This is a genomic window from Tamlana crocina (assembly GCF_012037625.1).
This window is the reverse complement of sequence record NZ_JAAVJS010000811.1, coordinates 1-291: the sequence shown is the minus strand read 5'-3', so window position 1 is coordinate 291 and position 291 is coordinate 1. Positions and strand designations below refer to the sequence as shown.

General features: G+C 43.6%; 1 pseudogene. It reads left to right on the top strand.

Annotated features, from left to right (window positions below):
* Window positions 1–15 precede the first annotated feature (15 nt).
* Window positions 16–219: pseudogene (locus tag HC176_RS19095) on the top strand (tyrosine-type recombinase/integrase); the annotation flags it as partial.
* Between the last annotated feature and the right edge of the window lie 72 nt (window positions 220–291).

Below are 291 nucleotides of genomic sequence, written 5' to 3'. Positions count from 1 at the left end.
TTTAGAGGAGTCTAGAGTAAGCTAAAACAGAGTCCGCACATCCTGCGCCACTCTTTTGCCACTCACTTGCTGAACCAGGGTGCTCATATCAATGCTGTTAAAGAACTATTGGGGCATTCAAGTCTTGCCGCTACCCAGGTTTATACTCATAACAGCATGGCCGAACTCAACAGGGTCTACAACAATGCACACCCCCGGAACAGAAAGAAGGGATCCTAGTAATCGTTTAACTAAATTTCAATTATTATGAAAGTCAACTTACAGTCCGTAAACTTCCACGCCGATCAAAAA